At 61.9% G+C, this 17,021-nt stretch carries 22 protein-coding genes and 1 tRNA gene; 11 read left to right on the top strand and 12 right to left on the bottom strand.

Features of this window, described 5'->3' with window-relative positions:
* From C8J36_RS21950 to C8J36_RS21960, 3 genes are all read left to right on the top strand, one after another.
* Nucleotides 1-153: transposase (locus C8J36_RS21950; RefSeq protein ID WP_132537473.1), on the top strand; the 153-nt coding region annotated here is incomplete at its 5' end.
* Between the two features lie 67 nt (nt 154-220).
* Entirely contained in the window at nt 221-709 is a 489-nt protein-coding gene (locus tag C8J36_RS21955; RefSeq protein ID WP_281029264.1) for a transposase, read from the top strand.
* Between the two features lie 155 nt (nt 710-864).
* Complete coding sequence (locus tag C8J36_RS21960) at nt 865-1,518, top strand: hypothetical protein (RefSeq protein WP_132537475.1); 654 nt, start codon at nt 865-867, stop codon at nt 1,516-1,518.
* Between the two features lie 234 nt (nt 1,519-1,752).
* On the opposite strand, the gene C8J36_RS21965 is transcribed toward C8J36_RS21960, so the two are convergent.
* From C8J36_RS21965 to C8J36_RS21990, 6 genes are all read right to left on the bottom strand, one after another.
* On the bottom strand, nt 1,753-2,538 hold the full coding sequence (locus C8J36_RS21965; RefSeq protein WP_132537476.1) for a CatB-related O-acetyltransferase: 786 nt from the start codon (nt 2,536-2,538) through the stop codon (nt 1,753-1,755).
* Nucleotides 2,539-2,574: 36 nt separating this feature from the next.
* Entirely contained in the window at nt 2,575-2,931 is a 357-nt protein-coding gene (locus C8J36_RS21970; protein WP_132537477.1) for a hypothetical protein, read from the bottom strand.
* A gap of 8 nt (nt 2,932-2,939) precedes the next feature.
* Entirely contained in the window at nt 2,940-3,296 is a 357-nt protein-coding gene (locus C8J36_RS21975) for a hypothetical protein (protein WP_132537478.1), read from the bottom strand.
* A 376-nt stretch (nt 3,297-3,672) separates the two neighbouring features.
* Nucleotides 3,673-3,749, bottom strand: a tRNA-Met gene (locus tag C8J36_RS21980).
* A gap of 147 nt (nt 3,750-3,896) precedes the next feature.
* Nucleotides 3,897-5,093 (bottom strand): tRNA 2-thiouridine(34) synthase MnmA, encoded by a 1,197-nt coding sequence (mnmA, locus tag C8J36_RS21985; protein ID WP_132537479.1) that lies wholly within the window; start codon nt 5,091-5,093, stop codon nt 3,897-3,899.
* Between the two features lie 165 nt (nt 5,094-5,258).
* Nucleotides 5,259-5,990, bottom strand: a complete 732-nt coding sequence (locus tag C8J36_RS21990) for a LuxR family transcriptional regulator (protein ID WP_132537480.1) — start codon at nt 5,988-5,990, stop codon at nt 5,259-5,261.
* A 644-nt stretch (nt 5,991-6,634) separates the two neighbouring features.
* Here C8J36_RS21990 and C8J36_RS21995 point away from each other — a divergent pair.
* Entirely contained in the window at nt 6,635-6,910 is a 276-nt protein-coding gene (locus C8J36_RS21995) for a DUF1153 domain-containing protein (protein WP_062474978.1), read from the top strand.
* Between the two features lie 367 nt (nt 6,911-7,277).
* On the opposite strand, the gene C8J36_RS22000 is transcribed toward C8J36_RS21995, so the two are convergent.
* Nucleotides 7,278-7,628 (bottom strand): flagellar export protein FliJ, encoded by a 351-nt coding sequence (locus C8J36_RS22000; protein ID WP_132537481.1) that lies wholly within the window; start codon nt 7,626-7,628, stop codon nt 7,278-7,280.
* A gap of 447 nt (nt 7,629-8,075) precedes the next feature.
* Between C8J36_RS22000 and ctrA the strand changes: the two genes are divergently transcribed.
* Nucleotides 8,076-8,774: a cell cycle two-component system response regulator CtrA gene (gene ctrA, locus C8J36_RS22005; protein WP_056339603.1), complete on the top strand. Its 699-nt coding sequence runs from the start codon at nt 8,076-8,078 to the stop codon at nt 8,772-8,774.
* Between the two features lie 243 nt (nt 8,775-9,017).
* Here the strand turns inward: ctrA and C8J36_RS22010 are convergent, their stop codons facing one another.
* Together C8J36_RS22010 and C8J36_RS22015 are read right to left on the bottom strand one after the other, a co-directional pair.
* Nucleotides 9,018-9,380: a response regulator gene (locus C8J36_RS22010; protein WP_062595726.1), complete on the bottom strand. Its 363-nt coding sequence runs from the start codon at nt 9,378-9,380 to the stop codon at nt 9,018-9,020.
* A 204-nt stretch (nt 9,381-9,584) separates the two neighbouring features.
* Nucleotides 9,585-10,229, bottom strand: a complete 645-nt coding sequence (locus C8J36_RS22015) for a histidine phosphotransferase family protein (protein WP_062595725.1) — start codon at nt 10,227-10,229, stop codon at nt 9,585-9,587.
* Nucleotides 10,230-10,534: 305 nt separating this feature from the next.
* Here C8J36_RS22015 and C8J36_RS22020 point away from each other — a divergent pair, with 305 nt between their 5' ends.
* On the top strand, nt 10,535-11,122 hold the full coding sequence (locus C8J36_RS22020; RefSeq protein WP_132537552.1) for an EipA family protein: 588 nt from the start codon (nt 10,535-10,537) through the stop codon (nt 11,120-11,122).
* Nucleotides 11,123-11,277: 155 nt separating this feature from the next.
* Nucleotides 11,278-12,459 (top strand): hypothetical protein, encoded by a 1,182-nt coding sequence (locus C8J36_RS22025; RefSeq protein WP_132537482.1) that lies wholly within the window; start codon nt 11,278-11,280, stop codon nt 12,457-12,459.
* 23 nt (nt 12,460-12,482) lie between these two features.
* Here the strand turns inward: C8J36_RS22025 and C8J36_RS22030 are convergent, their stop codons facing one another.
* Entirely contained in the window at nt 12,483-13,310 is an 828-nt protein-coding gene (locus tag C8J36_RS22030) for an RNA methyltransferase (protein WP_132537483.1), read from the bottom strand.
* A complete protein-coding gene (locus C8J36_RS22035) occupies nt 13,310-13,702 on the bottom strand; it encodes a hypothetical protein (RefSeq protein ID WP_132537484.1) in 393 nt (130 codons plus the stop codon). The genes C8J36_RS22030 and C8J36_RS22035 overlap by 1 nt, the downstream gene beginning before the upstream one ends.
* 29 nt (nt 13,703-13,731) lie before the next feature.
* Here C8J36_RS22035 and C8J36_RS22040 point away from each other — a divergent pair, with 29 nt between their 5' ends.
* The 4 genes from C8J36_RS22040 (at nt 13,732) to C8J36_RS25070 (ending at nt 16,650) form a co-directional block, all read left to right on the top strand.
* Nucleotides 13,732-14,754 (top strand): RluA family pseudouridine synthase, encoded by a 1,023-nt coding sequence (locus tag C8J36_RS22040; protein WP_062595721.1) that lies wholly within the window; start codon nt 13,732-13,734, stop codon nt 14,752-14,754.
* A 107-nt stretch (nt 14,755-14,861) separates the two neighbouring features.
* The gene (locus tag C8J36_RS22045) at nt 14,862-15,119 is read left to right on the top strand and encodes a DUF2171 domain-containing protein (RefSeq protein ID WP_062595720.1); all 258 of its coding nucleotides are present in this window, start codon (nt 14,862-14,864) and stop codon (nt 15,117-15,119) included.
* Between the two features lie 241 nt (nt 15,120-15,360).
* Complete coding sequence (gene rpoH / locus C8J36_RS22050; RefSeq protein ID WP_132537485.1) at nt 15,361-16,266, top strand: RNA polymerase sigma factor RpoH; 906 nt, start codon at nt 15,361-15,363, stop codon at nt 16,264-16,266.
* A gap of 210 nt (nt 16,267-16,476) precedes the next feature.
* A complete protein-coding gene (locus tag C8J36_RS25070) occupies nt 16,477-16,650 on the top strand; it encodes a hypothetical protein (RefSeq protein WP_165915142.1) in 174 nt (57 codons plus the stop codon).
* 85 nt (nt 16,651-16,735) lie between these two features.
* Here the strand turns inward: C8J36_RS25070 and C8J36_RS22055 are convergent, their stop codons facing one another.
* Nucleotides 16,736-16,918, bottom strand: coding sequence for a hypothetical protein (locus tag C8J36_RS22055; protein ID WP_132537486.1), 183 nt, complete (start codon nt 16,916-16,918; stop codon nt 16,736-16,738).
* Between the last annotated feature and the right edge of the window lie 103 nt (nt 16,919-17,021).

Consider the following 17,021-nt stretch of genomic DNA (forward strand, 5'->3'; position numbering starts at 1 on the left):
CACGATCCTGTTCTCTACAGGAAGCGCCACAAAATCGAGAACATGTTCGGCAGGCTCAAGGACTGGCGGCGCATTCACACCCGCTACGACCGCTGTGCACATACCTTCTTCTCGAGCATCTGCATCGCGGCCGCTGTTATCTTCTGGCTGTGAATTTTATGAGTCCTGAGCCTAGACTCTCCCGAAAATTGGAGGGAAGTCGGGTCTCAGGTCAGAGAGTTTGCGACCGGGCGCGACGGTGAATGAAGTCGCGGGGCGATACGGGCTGAAGGCCAACCACCTGTCGTCCTGGCGAACGCTGGCGCGGCAGGGCAAGCTGGTTTTGCCTGCGCCGGAGGACGAAGTTGAATTCGCGGCCATGGTCGTCGAGATGCCCGCACCGGAGCCGCCGACTGCCAAAGCAGTCTCCCGCGCCGAGATTGTCGTCGGCCCTGTCACGATCCGCCTTGAGGAAGGGGCGTCTGTGGCCTCGATCGCCGCCATCGCGCATCAGCCTCAAGAGCGAAGTCGGGACGACGCAACCGGGCTCTGTATCAACCGGCTACATCGGACCGTTCGTCTGCGTGGCAATTCCGGCAAGTACGACTGTGACCATCACGGTCAAGCGGATGTGGGGCTATCTCCGCTTCCCCGCTCCGGCTTGGTAGTGGGTAGCCACCCCATTACCATCTGGTGGGGGGCGATCGTGAAGCGGCGGTGCCGGCATTGAATGCCAGCGCCGCCAACAATCATCGCTGATGTCATCTTCAATCGGACGATGAAAGGTATTACAAGGTCGCTGTCTGGAGATAACAATGACCTTTGCCTTGCATAAGAATTTTCGTCAGTTCGCTTCCAATCGTGCTCAGCTATGGGAAGATAGCAATGATTGAGCCTGCCGCGGCCTCCGCACCGGGCGTGATTGTCGACGGTGAAGACAACGTCACCAATCATGTGGCTTGTCTCTTTCCTCCGAGAAGGCTGGAGGTCTGCGGCAACGGAAACCATCTCCGCCTTGATCCGAGCGCTGATTTGTCAGGCTTTTCGATCATAATCAAAGGCTCTGGGAACTTGATTGTCGTCGGGAAAAATACGCGGCTTAGAGGGCTAGTTTACGTCCTCGGCAACAAGTCCTCCCTCAGGATCGGCCCAGAGACCACGACGGAGACTGTGAGATTTAGCGTCGGCAGTCGCGCATCTATCAAGATGGGTCGCGATTGCCAGGTCTCTCGCAACGTCGAAATTCGATGCTCGGATGAGCACCCAATCTACGATCTTGATTCGAGGGAGGAGATCAACGCCGGTCGTGACGTGGTGATTGGAGATCACGTTTGGATTGGAGAGGGGGTTCGCATCATCAAAGGTATGATGGTAGCCAGCGGATCGATTGTAGGAACCGGCGCAATTGTGTCACGTCCTCTTGCCACTCCAAATGCAATCTATGCCGGGGTTCCGGCAAAGCTGATCAGGCAGCGTATCGCATGGGCCAGAACGCCCGGCTCTATGAATTGGGATATGGTCGACTTCACTTCCGAATAACCGACTCGAATTCGAACGATTGTAATCAGCGGCACGATGGCTCGCTTGTCATTTCGAGCTCATAAGAGCTAAGAGCACCGCTAAAGAGAGGGACCGCCATGAATGTCAGCTTGGGTCAAGCGATTGCAAACCTTATCGACGAGAAGCTTCATCAGGACGCCGAGAATTCAAGGTTCGCGACCGACTTCCCCGACAGTGAAAAGCAAGCTCGCGACGATCAGAGAGTTGCCGAGCTTATTCAGCTGATTGATCAGGAAGTTGGACAGGTTCTGGCGGCTCGCTGACGATAACAACAGGCTTTCTTAGCCTCAGCTCCCACCCTGAGGCTGTGGACGACGCCGTGTGCTTCGCCAATTGGATCTGCGAAATTTCTTCCATCATGAGTTCCTCGAGAAATTTCCGCGGGTCATCATAGGAAAGGTCGCGATCCCGGAAATCTTTTTCCCACCACTCAGAAGCTAGAAGGCTCTCGCAAAGGTCGTCGGGGAACCTGCGTTTTTTCGCAATCGCCGGCGCTCCTACAACGATCGAGTAGGGTTCGACATTTTTGGTCACAACGGAATTGGCTCCAATCACGGCGCCGGTTCCCACCGTCACTCCCTGAATGATAACGACATTCGTGCCGATCCATACATCGTTGCCGATGATCGTTCGGTTCGAGTTATTGAGATAACGTTTGTTGCCCTTGGGCATATAATCGTAGCTGTCGAAATACCCAACGCGGCTGTACTGGAACGGATGGCAGCTCACCCACTCTGTGGGATGGTTCGGCGGTCCGATCTGAACGCGTTCTCCGATGGCGCAATATCGACCAATTGTCGCGTTTTTGATTAGCCCGCCCGGACCGATGTAGGAGCCCATACCCATATGGCAGGCCCCGAGCACTGATGAGCCACTTAGGCGAACGGGCGGTTCGTAGGTGATGCTCCCAGAGATCTTCATATCAGCGGCTAGGATCAAGCCTTTGTCCACTGCCGCTTTCTGGAAATTTGCGTAGCTACTGAAGCTCAACTTAGTCATTTTTTACTCGAAACTCTAATCTGAAAGCGGCAACTTTCAATCAAACCGCTTCTCGTGGGTGGACAAAACGGCGATGCACAATGCAATCGCGGGAGTGGCGCCGATGTGGTAGACGCCCACTTCCACCGAAGCCTTCCCTGAGCCATCAGGATCCCAAACTACTGCGGCAGCCTCACCGGGCAACAGTGTGTCAGCCAGCCTACGGCCTTCCTGTACGAACTTCGTGTAAAGCGGAACCTTCCGAACCGGGAGTCCTTCGGGGTTCAACCATGCTGACCGGCCATCACCCGCATCCTTACGAGAATAGCCTGCGGCCAAGGCGATCGACGCGTCTAGGAAACGGCTGGCTTCCTGCGACTGCTCAAGCTGTTGGAGGATCTTCTCGTATCGCATGGCCAATTCTATTCGTTGCCCGTCGACTGTCGGCTGAGCATTTCCTCAAGCGAAGCAATGCTGAGTGCCATTGCTGGGTTCACCGAATATGCGATCGTAGAACCGACGTTGGCCGATCCTGCGCCCATTTCCCAAGCGCACCCGGCCTTTGTAGCGGGGCATAGTGCAACCTGCAGCGCCATGGCATCATCGATGACTTCTGTGTATCGCGGCGGACGATTGACGGAGCTACCCTCCGGGTCGACCCATGAATCAACGGTCTCGCCTCTCCGCCGATATCCAGCAATGATTGCGATCAGGCCATCGAGCTTAGGCGCAGGTTCTTTGGCATCTTTGAGGATTTGAATGACATCTTTGATTTTCATCGTGTGTCCTGGCTTCACTAATTGGAAGTGATGGGCTGGCGCTATCATCCTAGCTGCTCGACTGATGAAGCAGCAGACCCTTAAGCTCACTAGCATTTAATCACCGCTGGTGACCACTGGAAAACTTAGCTCTACGTTATGAGTCTGGTCACATGTCGCTGGTGATCTGGTGACTAGCTGACTCGTTCCAAGGATCGCTAACGCGTCTTTCAGCTGTCGTTCGAAGTCAATTTGAAATGGTTTTTACGCCCGTTGCGGAAAAGCGGAAATTCCGATTTCTCGTGTCAAATTTCCGGAAAGTCGCGTCCGCCACCGCGATACGCGGGCTCAAGCCGTCCATATCGACTGCCACGCCATCATCAAAATCGAAGGAATTTGGTAGCGGGAGAGGGACTCGAACCCCCGACACGCGGATTATGATTCCGCTGCTCTAACCACCTGAGCTACCCCGCCGCCGGATGCGACCTTTGGTCGGTCGCTTGCGGTGGGCGGCTTATAAGATGGGGGTCAGGGGGGTGTCAAGCGATGGTGGAAAAAAAGGGGGGATGAGGGGAAAGCGGGTCCGGGTGCCGGGAATGCAAGGGTCCGGCGCCGCCGGTTTCAGGCGGCGGCGGGGGCTTGCAGCAGGTGGCGGAGCGCCTGTTCGGCGGCGGGTTCGCGCTCGGAGCGCAGGATGAAGCCGCCGCCATAGACGCGGGCGTCTTCGCCGGGGCCGGAATAGAGCGCGCAGGCCTGGCCGGGCGCGATGCCGGCTTCGCCTTCCATCAGCTCGACGGTGATGCCGGCGGCATCGACCTTCAGCAAAGCCGGGGCGGGGATGCGGGTGGAGCGCACCTTGGCATAGCAGGCGAGGCCTTCGGCCGGCAGGTCTTGAAGGGCGACGTCGCCCAGCCAGTTCATGTCGCGCAGCGCGACGCGGCGCGTCTCCAGCGCCTCGCGCGGGCCGACGATGACGCGGCAGGAGCGTGCGTCGAGGTGGACGACATAGAGCGGCTCGCCGGTGGCCACGCCGATGCCGCGGCGCTGTCCGATCGTATAATGCAGAATGCCCTCGTGGCGGCCGAGCACGCGCCCGTCGAGATGGACGATATCGCCGGCGAGCGCCGCATTCGGCTTCAGCTTGGAGACGATGTCGCTGTACTTGCCCTGCGGCACGAAACAGATGTCCTGGCTGTCGGCCTTCTTGGCGACGACGAGGCCCATGTCCTCGGCCAGCGCCCGGGTTTCCGCCTTGGTCAGGTGGCCAAGCGGGAAGCGCAGATAGTCGATCTGCCCCTGCGTGGTCGCAAAGAGAAAGTAGCTCTGGTCGCGGTCGGCATCCGCCGGGCGATAGAGCGAGCGGCGGCCGGGAAAGCCGGGCTGCGGATTGGCGCGCGAGCGGATGTAATGGCCGGTCGCCAGCGCGTCGGCGCCGAGATCGCGCGCGGTGGCCAGCAGGTCGGCGAACTTGACGGTCTGGTTGCAGGCGACGCAGGGGATCGGCGTTTCCCCGGCGATGTAGCTTTCGGCAAACGGGTTGATGACCGTCTCGCGGAAGCGCTGCTCGTAGTCGAGCACGTAATGGGCAATGCCGAGCACCTCGCAGACGCGGCGGGCATCGTCGATGTCCTGGCCGGCGCAGCAGGAGCCGGCGCGATGCACGGCCGCGCCATGATCGTAGAGCTGCAGCGTGATGCCGAAGACGTCGTAGCCCTCCCGCTTCAGGATGCCCGCGACGACGGAGCTGTCGACGCCGCCGGACATGGCGACCACGACGCGGGTATCTTCAGGCTTGCGGTCGAAATCGAGGCTGTTCACGAGAGATGGTCCGATTCTGTCGGATGATCGGTGCGGCATCTGCGCCTGCACCTTGCTCATCGCAATATAAAAGGTCGCGGGCGCGTCTACAAGCGCTGCGCGGCATCCTGTGGTGCCGGTTCCTATGTCGGTTCCGGTGCCGGTGCCGGTGCTGGCACGGGACGATCAGATGATCTTCAGGCGCATGGCGCGGGCGATGGCCTGCATGCGGTTGACGGCGTCGAGCTTGCGGGCGGCCGTCTTGAAATAGCTGCTGACCGTATAGGCGGAGATGCCGAGGATGATGGCGATCTCGTCGCTGCTCTTGCCGGCCGCGGCCCAGCGAAGACATTCGATCTCGCGGGCCGAAAGCTTTTCGCGGGTGGTGACGCCGGCATCCATGGCGCGCTCCAGCCGCTCGAACAGCTGCAGCAGCACATAATAGAGCTCTGCGGCCTCCACGCCTTCCGGAGCGTCGCGGCTTCCCGAAAGCGTGACGATGAAGGGATCGGCATAGGTCGTGTGCAGGAGCACCGCCAGGGTGAAGGCCATGGACGGGGCGATGCCGAGCGCGGTCACGGGCTTGCCGCGCAGACCGAGAAAGGCGGCGGTTTCCCGAAAGACGGGCAGCTTGGTGTGGCGCAACTCTTCCACCAGCCGGCTCAGGCGGAAGATGTCGAGCGCGTCATAGCCGCGCACGAGGTCGGCCGGCCAGCTGCTGACGACGAGGCGCTCGGCGAAATTCTGCTGGTCGCCGGTGGGAACCCGCACGATCATGAAATTGTCGAAGCCGAATTCGGCGGCGCATTGCCGCATGAGACGCAGCACTTCGTATTCCGTCTGAACGGCGGATGGATCGGAGTGCGCAGACAGCAGGCTCGATTTCCTGCCGCTTACCGTTTCATCGACGTCGGACATTGCGCTATCACCACCGCCGGCCGCACCGGCTCCTTGTTTTCTGTCTGTCTCCCGATCTGCTTTTCCGCCCGCCGGGCAAAACGACCCAGCTCTCCGCACCGCGCCCGGAGCGGGCGCTTTTCTGGCACTGAGGGCGTGCAGTCTAGCGGAAAAACGATCTGAAGGCACCCGTGGGTGCGCATGAGAGACATCCCGAAGCCCCGCGGCCCTCGAGACACAGTCTGCCGTGTCCCGACGCTGTGCCCCAAACGCTTCGCGGGAACGATCCGCGCCCGGTGCAAGGAAAAGAGGGGGTATAACGTCGGCCCGCGTGCGTCGCACGCCTCAGCATTGCATCATTTTATATTTAAAACTTACGAGTTTTGAAACCCGTCTCTTTCGCATGGCTGCCATGCGGGGAGGGGCCCCGTCCCGGAAAGGCCTCTTTCCGGATTTCCCCTGCTTTTCCGTGTGCCCTGTCGCGATACAATCGAAATTTGCGGCCGGGCGTTGCGAGCGAAAAAGCCTGTTCTTTCAGCACCGGATTGACCTTTTCCGGCAAGCCATTCGAATGATGGATAAATTGTGTCGTGGAGCTTAGGCAAATCTTAAATGTGGCAGGCTAGGCTCGCTGAATATGGTCTTGAGTATGTGTAGAGAGTCCAATGACCGAAATGGTACGACCCCGCGTGAAGTATGTCATCGGCCCGGATGGCAGTCCACTGACGATCGCCGATCTTCCTCCGGCGAACACGCGGCGCTGGGTAATTCGACGCAAGGCAGAAGTGGTGGCGGCCGTTCGCGGTGGCCTCCTGAGCCTTGAAGAGGCGTGCGAGCGCTATACGCTGACGGTGGAAGAGTTCCTGTCCTGGCAGGCCTCGATCAACGATCACGGTCTGGCCGGACTGCGCACGACGCGCATCCAGCAATATCGCCACTGATCCGCAAGGACGTCAGGCGTCAGGTTTGTTCAATGAGCGGTCGCGGCTTACGTCGCGGCCGCTCATTGGCGTTTTGAGACCGGTCGATCGGTCGTGTCGGGACAGGGGACGCGCCGTCTCCTCACAGGCGTCCGGCGCGCCGTGCTTTTCCACGGCCGGCAACCGCGGGACGAAGCGGCGGGCAGGCTTCGCGCAAGCTCCTTGGCTTACCAATCATCCCCTGTGTCGATCTTTGCGCGCGAGGAGCGCGATCGTCGGCGAGAGACTTGAGCTGAAAGCAAAACGACGACAGCCGCGCTTCGAAGCGAGGCGCGGTGTCGTCGGTCAGTCTGGTTTGCCGGTCAGGTTGAACTGCCGGCAGAACGGATCAGGCGCGCAGCCGCACGAGACCGTCGCGTTCTTCGAGTGCGGAGGCCTTGGCAAACTCTGCCTGGACTTCTTCCAGGGAGAGTTCGGCCGCGTCCTGCTGGACTTTCAGTTCCCGTACCGACACTTGCAGATTGTCGGCCCGCTGGCGGGCCGCCTTGGCAAAGGTCGGATAGGCAAAATGGGACGGATCCGAAATGCCAGATTTTTTCTCCTCGAAGGCGATCTGATGCTCCAAATCCTTGGTCATCCTTTCGAATTCGGCCATCATCATCTGAAGCTGCTTCAGTTGACGCTGTTTGTCTTTCACCTGAAATTCCTTCAGGCGGACAAGGCTCTCACGTGACTTCATACGCAATACTCCCGCGGTGCGAGACCCGGCATCTCACTTGCAACCCTTGCCGAAGGCTCATGCCTGCAGCGCCGCGAAAAAATCCCAGCGATCTTAACAAATGCCTACCGCTGGTAACGTTTCGTTTACGGGCATAGTTAATCCTAGGGACGATCATTTAAGGCCCGGTAAATGCCCAGTGCGAAATGTGATGCTTTGGTGATTTGACGAGTCTGTGGAATCCGATAGGGCGGTTGCCTCACCTTCAGGGTGAGAAGGCTGCATTATCAAAATCGAACAAAATCAAGGGGCTGACAAAAATATTTAACAAAGCATGTGCACCTTGCCAGAGGGAATCAGAATTTGTTAACCATTTGATGGCAAGCTCCAAATCAGGCAACGACTGGATCCGTTTCGCGTCAGGCAGCCTTGCACTACCTTTCGACGGCGGAAAAGGGGACAAAAATCATGCGGGTTCTGCTTATCGAGGACGACAGCGCGACAGCGCAGAGCATCGAGTTGATGCTCAAGTCCGAGAGTTTCAATGTGTACACCACCGATCTCGGTGAAGAGGGCGTCGATCTCGGCAAACTCTACGATTACGACATCATTCTTCTCGACCTCAACCTGCCCGACATGTCGGGCTACGAGGTGCTCCGGACGCTTCGCCTGTCCAAGGTGAAGACGCCGATCCTGATCCTCTCCGGCATGGCCGGCATCGAGGACAAGGTTCGCGGCCTCGGCTTCGGCGCCGACGACTACATGACCAAGCCGTTCCACAAGGACGAGCTGGTGGCGCGCATCCACGCGATCGTGCGTCGCTCCAAGGGTCATGCCCAGTCCGTCATCTCGACCGGCGAGCTGATCGTCAACCTGGATGCCAAGACCGTCGAAGTCGGTGGCCAGCGCGTCCACCTGACGGGCAAGGAATACCAGATGCTGGAGCTGCTTTCGCTCCGCAAGGGGACGACGCTCACCAAGGAAATGTTCCTGAACCACCTTTATGGCGGCATGGACGAGCCGGAACTCAAGATCATCGACGTGTTCATCTGCAAATTGCGCAAGAAGCTGGCCAATGCCGCCGGCGGCGCAAACTACATCGAGACCGTCTGGGGCCGTGGCTACGTGCTGCGCGAACCGGAAGGCGATCTGGCCGAAAGCGCCTGATCTTCCGGATGTTTTGAGCGCCATCGGCGATCATGCATCCCGCAGTGCAGGATCGCCGACATCGGTGCCGACCGACCCGCCCTCGTGGCGGGTTTTTCGTTTTCGGCGCCAGAGTGAGAGTGAGTGATAGAGAGAGCAGGGCATCCCCGACCTTTGGACAGCGCAAACGACAAAGGCCGCCTTTGCGGGCGGCCTGGTGCGGACATGGGGGATGTCGGGGAGGGAGGTCTAGAAAACCCGAGGTCAGGCTGCGGCGGCGTAGGCGCCGAACACGCTCGTCAGGATCTTGCGGTCGAACGGCTTCAGCAGGAAGTCGTCGGCACCGGCGCGCTTGCCGGCCATCATCTTGCGCAGGTCCGCCTCGATGACGCAGTAGTAGATGCGGACGGACTTGCCTTCGGACATCACGCGAATGTTGGCGATCAGCTCCAGCGCGCCGTCGAGCCCGGCATCGACGATGATGATGTTCGGCAGCTCCGCCTCGCACCGCGACAGGGCTTCCAGGCCGTTGGCGGCCTCGGAGACGAGGAAACCCATGCCGGAGAGGATGCGCTTGCCGACCTTGCGCACCACGTCGGAATCGTCGGCGATCATCAAGCGCTGCATGGGTGCTCCTTGTCCTTCCATTCCCGCGATCCGAGCCCTCGACCTTGGGCCGCGGGCGGAAACCGCCCCGGCGCTTGGTCAACGTCCGGTTGCGCCCCCTCCGGGATCCGTCAGTCCGGATCCGGGGGTTGCGCTGTTCTCGGGAATATTAGGCGCCTTTGGCAAACAAACCGTTACCGTGACGGCAAGGAGGCGGGATCTGCGTTACGAAACCGTGGAGGCCATGAAGACGATCTCTTCCGGTGTCGGCAGGATCTCGATCTTCATGCCGGCTTCGTCCGCCAGCAGCACCGTGTAATAGGGCTGGATCGTGTGGGCATCGACCGCTTCCTCCAGCGTGCCGGAGAGCAATTCGACAAGCTTGGGTGGTACCCGCATCATCTTGCCGCGCACGACCAGCTTGAAGACCGCGTCGTATTCCGGGTTTTCCAGCGTCACGTCGAGCGAGCCGCCGCGCGGAATGGCGCCATAGGCGATGAGGAAGAGGTTCAGCAGCAGCTTCACGCGGTTCTTCGGAATGATGACGCGCGGGCCGGTCCAGCTGATCTCGGTCTTCTTTTCCACCACGGCGAAATCACGCGCCGCCTTTTCCGCTTCGCCGGTGTCGATCGACGCGCCGACCGAGCCGGAGGCGCCGAAGGCGAGGCGGGCGAACTTCAGGCGGACGGCCGCGTTGAGCGCGCTGGTGCGGATGAGGTCCATCGCATCGGCATCGGCGCCGCCTTCGTCCAGAAGCTCCAGGCCGTTGTTGATGGCGCCGACCGGAGAAATGATGTCGTGGCAGACGCGGCTGCACAACAGGGCGGCAAGATCGGGGCCGGTCAGGGTGAGGTTCGGATTCTTTTCCATCGTCGTGTCCTTCAAGGGTCGTCCCTGCCGATCATCCCGGTGCGCGACGCGTTCGCGCAGGGTCGTTTCCGGGGCGTGTTTAGAGGGTGAAGATTGCGCGGACGTGGCGCGTCCCGTTCAGCCATAATGACACCATGTTTGGTAAACCAATTGTTAAGATGATGGGTTCAGAGTGGCGGAATCCCGGGCCGGGGCGCGCGGACAGGCACGGCCTGCTCCTGCCGACACCCATCGGCCCTGCGAAAACGGAGGATGCGATGCTGCCGAGATCGAAATTTGCACGCGCGACGGATGTTGCCGCGCGCATGCCGCGGCGCGGCCTGCTGTCTGTCGTCAAGGCCGTCCTGTTCGGCGCCCTTGCGCTCTGCGTCGCGGTTTCCACCGCGTCCGCGCAGGCTGCCAACGGCTCGTCGCAATATACCATTCAGGAAATCGTCGATGCCGGCCACGGGTTCTTCGGCTCCACCTCCGGCGGTCTGGCCAAGGTGGTCGAACGCGCGTTCCAGAGCTATGGCCTGCCGAACGGCTATATTCTCGGCCAGGAAGGCTCGGGCGCCTTCGTCGCCGGCCTGACCTATGGCGAGGGCAGCCTCAACACCAAGAATGCCGGACAGCACAGCGTCTACTGGCAGGGCCCCTCGCTCGGCATCGACGCCGGCGGGCAGGGCAGCCGCATCATGATGCTGGTCTACAATCTTCCGAGCGTGCCGGGCCTCTACAAGCGCTTCGGCGGCGTCTCCGGTTCGGCCTATGTGGTGGCCGGCGTCGGCATGACGGTGCTGACCGACGAGCATATCGTGCTCGTGCCGATCCGCACCGGCGTCGGCGCCCGTCTCGGCATCAATGTCGGTTATCTCAAGCTGACGCAGCAGCCGACCTGGAACCCCTTTTAAGCCCTTTTCGGCCTGAGCTTTTTCGGGTCTGTCCAGCCGCGTGTCCTAAGCGTCGCGGCGTGTCTGCCGCGCGCTTGCCAAGTCCGGGCCGAGCGCGAATAATGATGCGCAAGGGGATGATGCCCTTGTCCAACCGCCTGTGAAGTGACCTCCGCGTGATTGAATTTGCACTGCTGTTCGCCCTGGGCTTTCTCTCCGCGGTCCTCCTCGGTGCGCTGGTCGCGCCCGTCGTCCATCGGCGGATCGTGCGCTTTGCGGAAGACCGGCTGAAGGCGACGACGCCGCTGTCGCAACAGGAGGTCCGTGCCCAGAAGGATGCGGCGCGGGCGATCTATGCCGCCGAGAACGTGCGCACCAGCCAGACGCTGAAGCGCGAGCGCGACAAGGCGATCTCCCTGATGCTCGCCCGCGAAAAGGCCGAGACGGAAATGCGCGCCGTGCGCGCCGAGAACGACGACCTGCGGACCCAACTGGACGTGATGAACGGCGAGGCGGGCGACCTTCGCTCCGGCATCCGGCTGCTGGAACAACATATCGAGCGGCTGAAAGAGGCGCTGGCGGCGCTGGAGACGGATTACGCGTCGAAGACCGAACAGGCCGCGGTGCTCGCGCGCCAGCTCGATCGCGTTTCGGGCGAGCTGGACGAGGTGCGTGTCGTATCGGCCGCTGAAGCGCTGCATGTCGACGAGCTTCATGCCCGCGCCGGCGGCCTGCGCGACGAGCGCGAAACCTTGCGCGACGAGCGCCGCCGCGAGAGCGAAAAGGCGAAAGCCCTCGAGCTGAAGCTGGCGCAGCAGGAGATCCGGGCAAAGCAGCTCGAATCCCGGCTGACGACGGCCAATGCGCTCCTGGCCGACCGCGAAACCAACCTCGAACGCGGCCGGTCGGAAATCGATCGCCTCACCACCCGTGTGCGCGAGATGACGGCGGAACTGGCGACCGCCCTGCAGGCCCTGCGCGCCGCCGGGATCGAGCCCCGGCTGCCTGCCGGCGAGGAAACAGGCGGTGCCGGCCCGCTTCCCGTTGCACAGGAGACAGCGATTGCCGTGCCGGCATCCGAGGATATCCTGCTTCTCCCATCGAACGGCCTTCCCTCGCCGGATCAATTGCGGGCGGAAGCCGGCGCGTTCGTCGATCGCCTCGTCGCTGCCGATCCGTCGGAGGATGCGGCGCTGCGCGACGAGATGCTGCGGATCGCCGCCGGTATGACGGCGCTGACGGCGCGAGGCGAAGGCGCGGCATCGCCCATTCCGGCGCTTCTGGCGCGGGAGACGGAAGAGACCGGCACGACGACGCTCGCCGCCCGCACCCGCGCGCTCCTCGCGTCGACCTCGTAAGCCGGATCGGACGGGTTCGTTCGTTACACGATGCCGTTGAGCTGCGCGATCCGGTGGAGGGCGATGCCGGTGGCGGTGGCGACGTTGAGGCTGTCGAGGCCGGGCTTCTGCCGGATGCGCGCGGTCCGGATCGCGGACAGGATGGCGGGCGGCAGGCCCTCGCCCTCGGCACCGACCACGAGAGCGGTGCGGCGGGCCGGCGGGATCGCATCGAGGTCGGTTTCCCCGCGCGGCGACAGCCCCCAGAGCGCAAAGCTGCGCTCCTCGATGGCCGCGAGCAGATCGCCGGCCGTGCCCTCCCGCACGAAGGGAACGCTGAGGACCGCGCCGACGGAAACGCGGATCGCCTTGCGATAGAGCGGATCGCAGCAGGTCTCGTCCAGGAGCACGGCGCTGGCGCCGAAGGCGGCGGCGTTGCGGAAGATCGCGCCGACGTTGTCGTGATTCGACAGGCCGCAGGCGGCGAGGATCAGGGCCTCGTCCGGCAGGGTCGCAAGCATGTCCGCGAGCGTCTGCGGTCTCTGCCGCAGGCCGATGGCGAGCACGCCGCGATGCATGTCGAAGCCGGCGATCGCATTGAACACCGTGGCATCCGCGACGAAGACCGGCACCGTCTCGTCGAACTGCGCGAGAATGTCGGCGACGCCGGCCAGCCGGTTTTCGAGCAGCAGGATCGCTTCGGCGGTAAACGGCCCGCCGCCGGCTGCCGATGCCGCCAGCATGCGCAGCACGACGGTGCCTTCCGCGATGAAGCGGCTTTGGCGCCCGGTCAGGTCGCGCTCGCGGATCGAGACGAAGGCGGCGATGCGCGGATCGGCCGGATCGATGATGCGCTCGACCTTCGCCACGATCAGTTCGCGGAAACGGTGATGTCGGCCACGATGCGGTTGGCGGCGATGTCGTAGACCAGCGCCTTGCGGACGCCGGACAGCGTGCCGTAAAACAGGATCTGCCCGCCCGAAAGGGAGGTCCCGGCGATCTCGAAGCCCTGCGGAAGCACGGCGGTTGCCGCCAGCGGCGCATCGCTCGGCACGCCGGTCCCGTTGTAGGCCGGGGCGCTTGCCAGGGACGGGGCGGTGCTCGGACGCGTGACCTTGTAGACAATCGCGCCCAGCACGGCCATAAGCATGACCAACATCACACCCGCCGAGACCAGCTGCAGGCGGATCATCTTGCGGCGAACGTTTTCCATAACCGGATCGAGCGGCTTTTCGTCCTGTTCGTCGGGTTCCTGGATCGACATGGGCGGTTTGACCTCACGGATTGAGCATTATGAACGACCCCTTTAAACAAGCGGCAGCCCCAAGGAAAGTCCTGACGGCAGACGAGGATGCATCCGGACGCATGGATGCCTGGCTGACCGAGCAGATGGACGGTCTTTTTTCGCGCAACCGCCTCAAGGCGCTGATCGAACAGGGCGCGGTGCGCGTCAATGGCAAGCCGGTGCTGGAGCCCAAGCGCAAGGTGCAGCCGGGCGACGTGTTCGAGATCGGCATGCCGGAGCCGGACGATCCCGAGCCGAAGGGCGAGGATATCCCGCTCGACGTGCTTTACGAGGACGACGACGTGATCGTGCTGATCAAGCCGCCCGGCCTCGTCGTGCATCCCGGCGCCGGCAACTGGACCGGCACGCTGGTCAATGCGCTGATCCACCATTGCGGCGACAGCCTGTCGGGCATCGGCGGCGTAAAGCGGCCGGGCATCGTTCACCGTCTGGACAAGGACACGAGCGGCGTCATGGTGGTGGCGAAGAACGATCTGGCACACCGGCACCTCTCCGACCAGTTTGCCGACCATGGCCGCACAGGACCGCTGGAACGCGCCTATGCCGCCATCGTCTGGGGCCGGCCGCGCGGCCTTCGCGGCACGATCGACGCGCCGCTCGGCCGCGCCGGAGACCGGATCAAGCGGGCGGTGAAGAAGCACGATGCGGACGATGCGCGCGAGGCGATCACCCATTACGAGGTGACCGAGCGCTACCACGAAAAGCCGGACGCGACGGCGCTCGCCGCCATGGTCGAATGCCGGCTGGAAACGGGGCGGACGCACCAGATCCGCGTCCACATGGCCTATATCGGGCATCCCCTTGTCGGCGATGCCGATTACGGCGCCGCCTTCCGGACGAAATCGAACCTCCTGCCGGAGGCTGCCAAGGCCGTGGTCGACCGGTTTCCGCGCCAGGCGCTGCATGCCTTCATGCTGGCCTTCGAGCATCCGGCAACCGGGGAAACCATGCGCTTTACCTCGCCGCTGCCGGCCGACATGCTGGAACTGGCGGCCGCGCTCAAGGCCTGAGTCTTTATGCGCGCGGCGAAATCTTGATGCGTCCATGCATCCTTTTGCCGAGGCGGGCGTTTTTCCCCCATCGATCACCAGAACATCGATCACCAGGGAGAAACGTCATGATCAATGCCAGCCATATCAAGGAACATGCCGAAGTCATCAGCGCCGATGGCGTGCATGTCGGAACCGTCGACGGTGTCGAGGGCGACCGCATCAAGCTGACGAAGAAGGACAATCCGGTCGGCCACCAGGATCATCACCATTTCATCGCCCTGTCGCTGGTCGACAGCGTCGATGAAAACCGGGTGCGCCTCAGCGCGAAAAGCGACGAAGCGTTCCTGTCCGAGCAGGAAGACGACGGCGGCGCGATCCACTGAGATCGTCGCCCGCAGGCTTCGCCTTCGCGTGAAGCCGGCCGGAAAATAGGGCGCGAGGGGTTGATTTCAGCCCTTTCGTGCCGATCTAACCGAGATATCCCGAAGCCCAAGGATGGGGTCGCAATCGCGCGGCTGCATCCTTGAATCGTGCGCGGCGCGTTCTTATCTTGGTAACCTGTGGGGTCGAAGGACCCACATGCCGGCTGGCCAGATGGAAGCCGGAACGAGAAAGGGGTGCACAATGGCCCGGAGTACGATGCCGACACTGACCGCAGGCGAAGGTGGTCTCAATCGATATCTCGATGAAATTCGCAAGTTTCCCATGCTGGAGCCGCAGGTCGAGTACATGCTCGCCAAGCGCTACCAGGAGCATGACGACCGCAAGGCCGCCCACCAGCTCGTGACCAGCCATCTGCGCCTCGTGGCGAAGATCGCCATGGGCTATCGCGGCTATGGCCTGCCGATCGGCGAAGTGGTGTCCGAAGGCAATGTCGGCCTGATGCAGGCGGTGAAGAAGTTCGACCCGGAGCGTGGCTTCCGTCTTGCGACCTATGCCATGTGGTGGATCAAGGCGTCGATCCAGGAATATATCCTGCGCTCATGGTCGCTTGTGAAGATGGGCACGACCGCCAATCAGAAGCGGCTATTCTTCAACCTGCGTCGCCTCAAGGGCAAGATCCAGGCGCTGGATGACGGCGACCTGAAGCCCGATCAGGTCAAGCAGATCGCGACGACGCTGAACGTGTCGGAGGCCGAGGTCATTTCGATGAACCAGCGCCTGTCCGGCGACGCGTCGCTGAACGCGCCGATCAAGGCCGGCGAGGGCGAGTCCGGCCAGTGGCAGGATTGGCTCGTGGACGACCATGAGAGCCAGGAAGACATCCTGATCGAGCAGGACGAGCTGGAAAACCGCCGTTCGCTTCTGTCGGGTGCGATGGCCGTGCTGAACGACCGCGAACGCCGCATCTTCCAGGCCCGCCGCCTGACGGAAGATCCGGTCACGCTGGAAGAGCTTTCGACCGAGTTCGATATCAGCCGCGAGCGCGTCCGCCAGATCGAGGTTCGCGCCTTCGAAAAGGTGCAGGATGCGGTGCAGAAGGCGGCTCTTGCCCGGGCGCAGGCCCTGCGGGTCGTCGAAGACGCTTAAAGCACACGGTATCGTGACAGCAATGATGAGCCCGGTTTGCATCTGCAAGCCGGGCTTTTGCGTTACCCCCTCAGATGAAATGCGCAATTGCGTAAAATGCCGTGAATGCGATTAGCGGTTTGATGCCGAAAGATCGCTAGATGTCTTCATCATCAGGCACCGAGCGGATTTCACGTCTCGGCGTCAGGATGCAACGGGATGAGGCATGTCATGCAGAACACGATAGGGAATATCGGTGTGCCGAGATTGCAGCCCCGGTCGTTTGCCGGGAAGCAGACGCCGACCAAGCACCCGACATTGAGGCTCGTTGCGCTGGTCTGCGCATCGCTCGTCTCAATCGGGCTCTGGATCGGCATCGCCTTGCTGGTGCGGCTGGCGCTGTAGGCGCCGATGCCGCACAGTTGAGCCCGCACGCGACAGGCGGGCGGGTTGGAACGTTCGATCGAGACGCAGGGTCTTGTGTCTCCGCTCAGCCGGCGAAGCGTTCCATGACAAAACTGTCCGGTGTGCCAATGATCACGCGGTTGGTCTTGCCGAGCGAGACGGAACTCATCGAGACCGTCGGTGCGTCCGTCTGCGACAGCACGGCGGCTGTCATGAAGGTGGCGGTGAGGGCGATATAGGCTGTCAGGGCTGCAAATCGTATCGACATGGCATCTCTCCTGGTTTCGCGCATAACGTCCTCACGTCTCCTAAAGTTCCGTGGCGTTCGAGACGCGCGCCCTGCGTGCCGATAAGGCCTGAACACCGGCTTT

The sequence above is a fragment of the Rhizobium sp. PP-F2F-G48 genome, assembly GCF_004342335.1.
Lineage (GTDB): Bacteria > Pseudomonadota > Alphaproteobacteria > Rhizobiales > Rhizobiaceae > Ferranicluibacter.

What these genes read in the sequence shown, in the direction of transcription:
- C8J36_RS25070 (WP_165915142.1), top strand. Translation starts at nt 16,477, where the DNA reads ATGCAGAACACGATAGGGAATATCGGTGTGCCGAGATTGCAGCCCCGG.
- C8J36_RS22015 (WP_062595725.1), bottom strand. Translation starts at nt 10,229, where the DNA reads ATGGAAAAGAATCCGAACCTCACCCTGACCGGCCCCGATCTTGCCGCC.
- ctrA (WP_056339603.1), top strand. Translation starts at nt 8,076, where the DNA reads ATGCGGGTTCTGCTTATCGAGGACGACAGCGCGACAGCGCAGAGCATC.
- rpoH (WP_132537485.1), top strand. Translation starts at nt 15,361, where the DNA reads ATGGCCCGGAGTACGATGCCGACACTGACCGCAGGCGAAGGTGGTCTC.
- C8J36_RS21990 (WP_132537480.1), bottom strand. Translation starts at nt 5,990, where the DNA reads ATGTCCGACGTCGATGAAACGGTAAGCGGCAGGAAATCGAGCCTGCTG.
- C8J36_RS21960 (WP_132537475.1), top strand. Translation starts at nt 865, where the DNA reads ATGATTGAGCCTGCCGCGGCCTCCGCACCGGGCGTGATTGTCGACGGT.
- C8J36_RS22055 (WP_132537486.1), bottom strand. Translation starts at nt 16,918, where the DNA reads ATGTCGATACGATTTGCAGCCCTGACAGCCTATATCGCCCTCACCGCC.
- C8J36_RS22020 (WP_132537552.1), top strand. Translation starts at nt 10,535, where the DNA reads ATGCCGCGGCGCGGCCTGCTGTCTGTCGTCAAGGCCGTCCTGTTCGGC.
- C8J36_RS22010 (WP_062595726.1), bottom strand. Translation starts at nt 9,380, where the DNA reads ATGCAGCGCTTGATGATCGCCGACGATTCCGACGTGGTGCGCAAGGTC.
- C8J36_RS21995 (WP_062474978.1), top strand. Translation starts at nt 6,635, where the DNA reads ATGACCGAAATGGTACGACCCCGCGTGAAGTATGTCATCGGCCCGGAT.
- C8J36_RS22000 (WP_132537481.1), bottom strand. Translation starts at nt 7,628, where the DNA reads ATGAAGTCACGTGAGAGCCTTGTCCGCCTGAAGGAATTTCAGGTGAAA.
- C8J36_RS22040 (WP_062595721.1), top strand. Translation starts at nt 13,732, where the DNA reads ATGAACGACCCCTTTAAACAAGCGGCAGCCCCAAGGAAAGTCCTGACG.
- C8J36_RS21970 (WP_132537477.1), bottom strand. Translation starts at nt 2,931, where the DNA reads ATGCGATACGAGAAGATCCTCCAACAGCTTGAGCAGTCGCAGGAAGCC.
- C8J36_RS22045 (WP_062595720.1), top strand. Translation starts at nt 14,862, where the DNA reads ATGATCAATGCCAGCCATATCAAGGAACATGCCGAAGTCATCAGCGCC.
- C8J36_RS21965 (WP_132537476.1), bottom strand. Translation starts at nt 2,538, where the DNA reads ATGACTAAGTTGAGCTTCAGTAGCTACGCAAATTTCCAGAAAGCGGCA.
- C8J36_RS22035 (WP_132537484.1), bottom strand. Translation starts at nt 13,702, where the DNA reads ATGTCGATCCAGGAACCCGACGAACAGGACGAAAAGCCGCTCGATCCG.
- C8J36_RS21975 (WP_132537478.1), bottom strand. Translation starts at nt 3,296, where the DNA reads ATGAAAATCAAAGATGTCATTCAAATCCTCAAAGATGCCAAAGAACCT.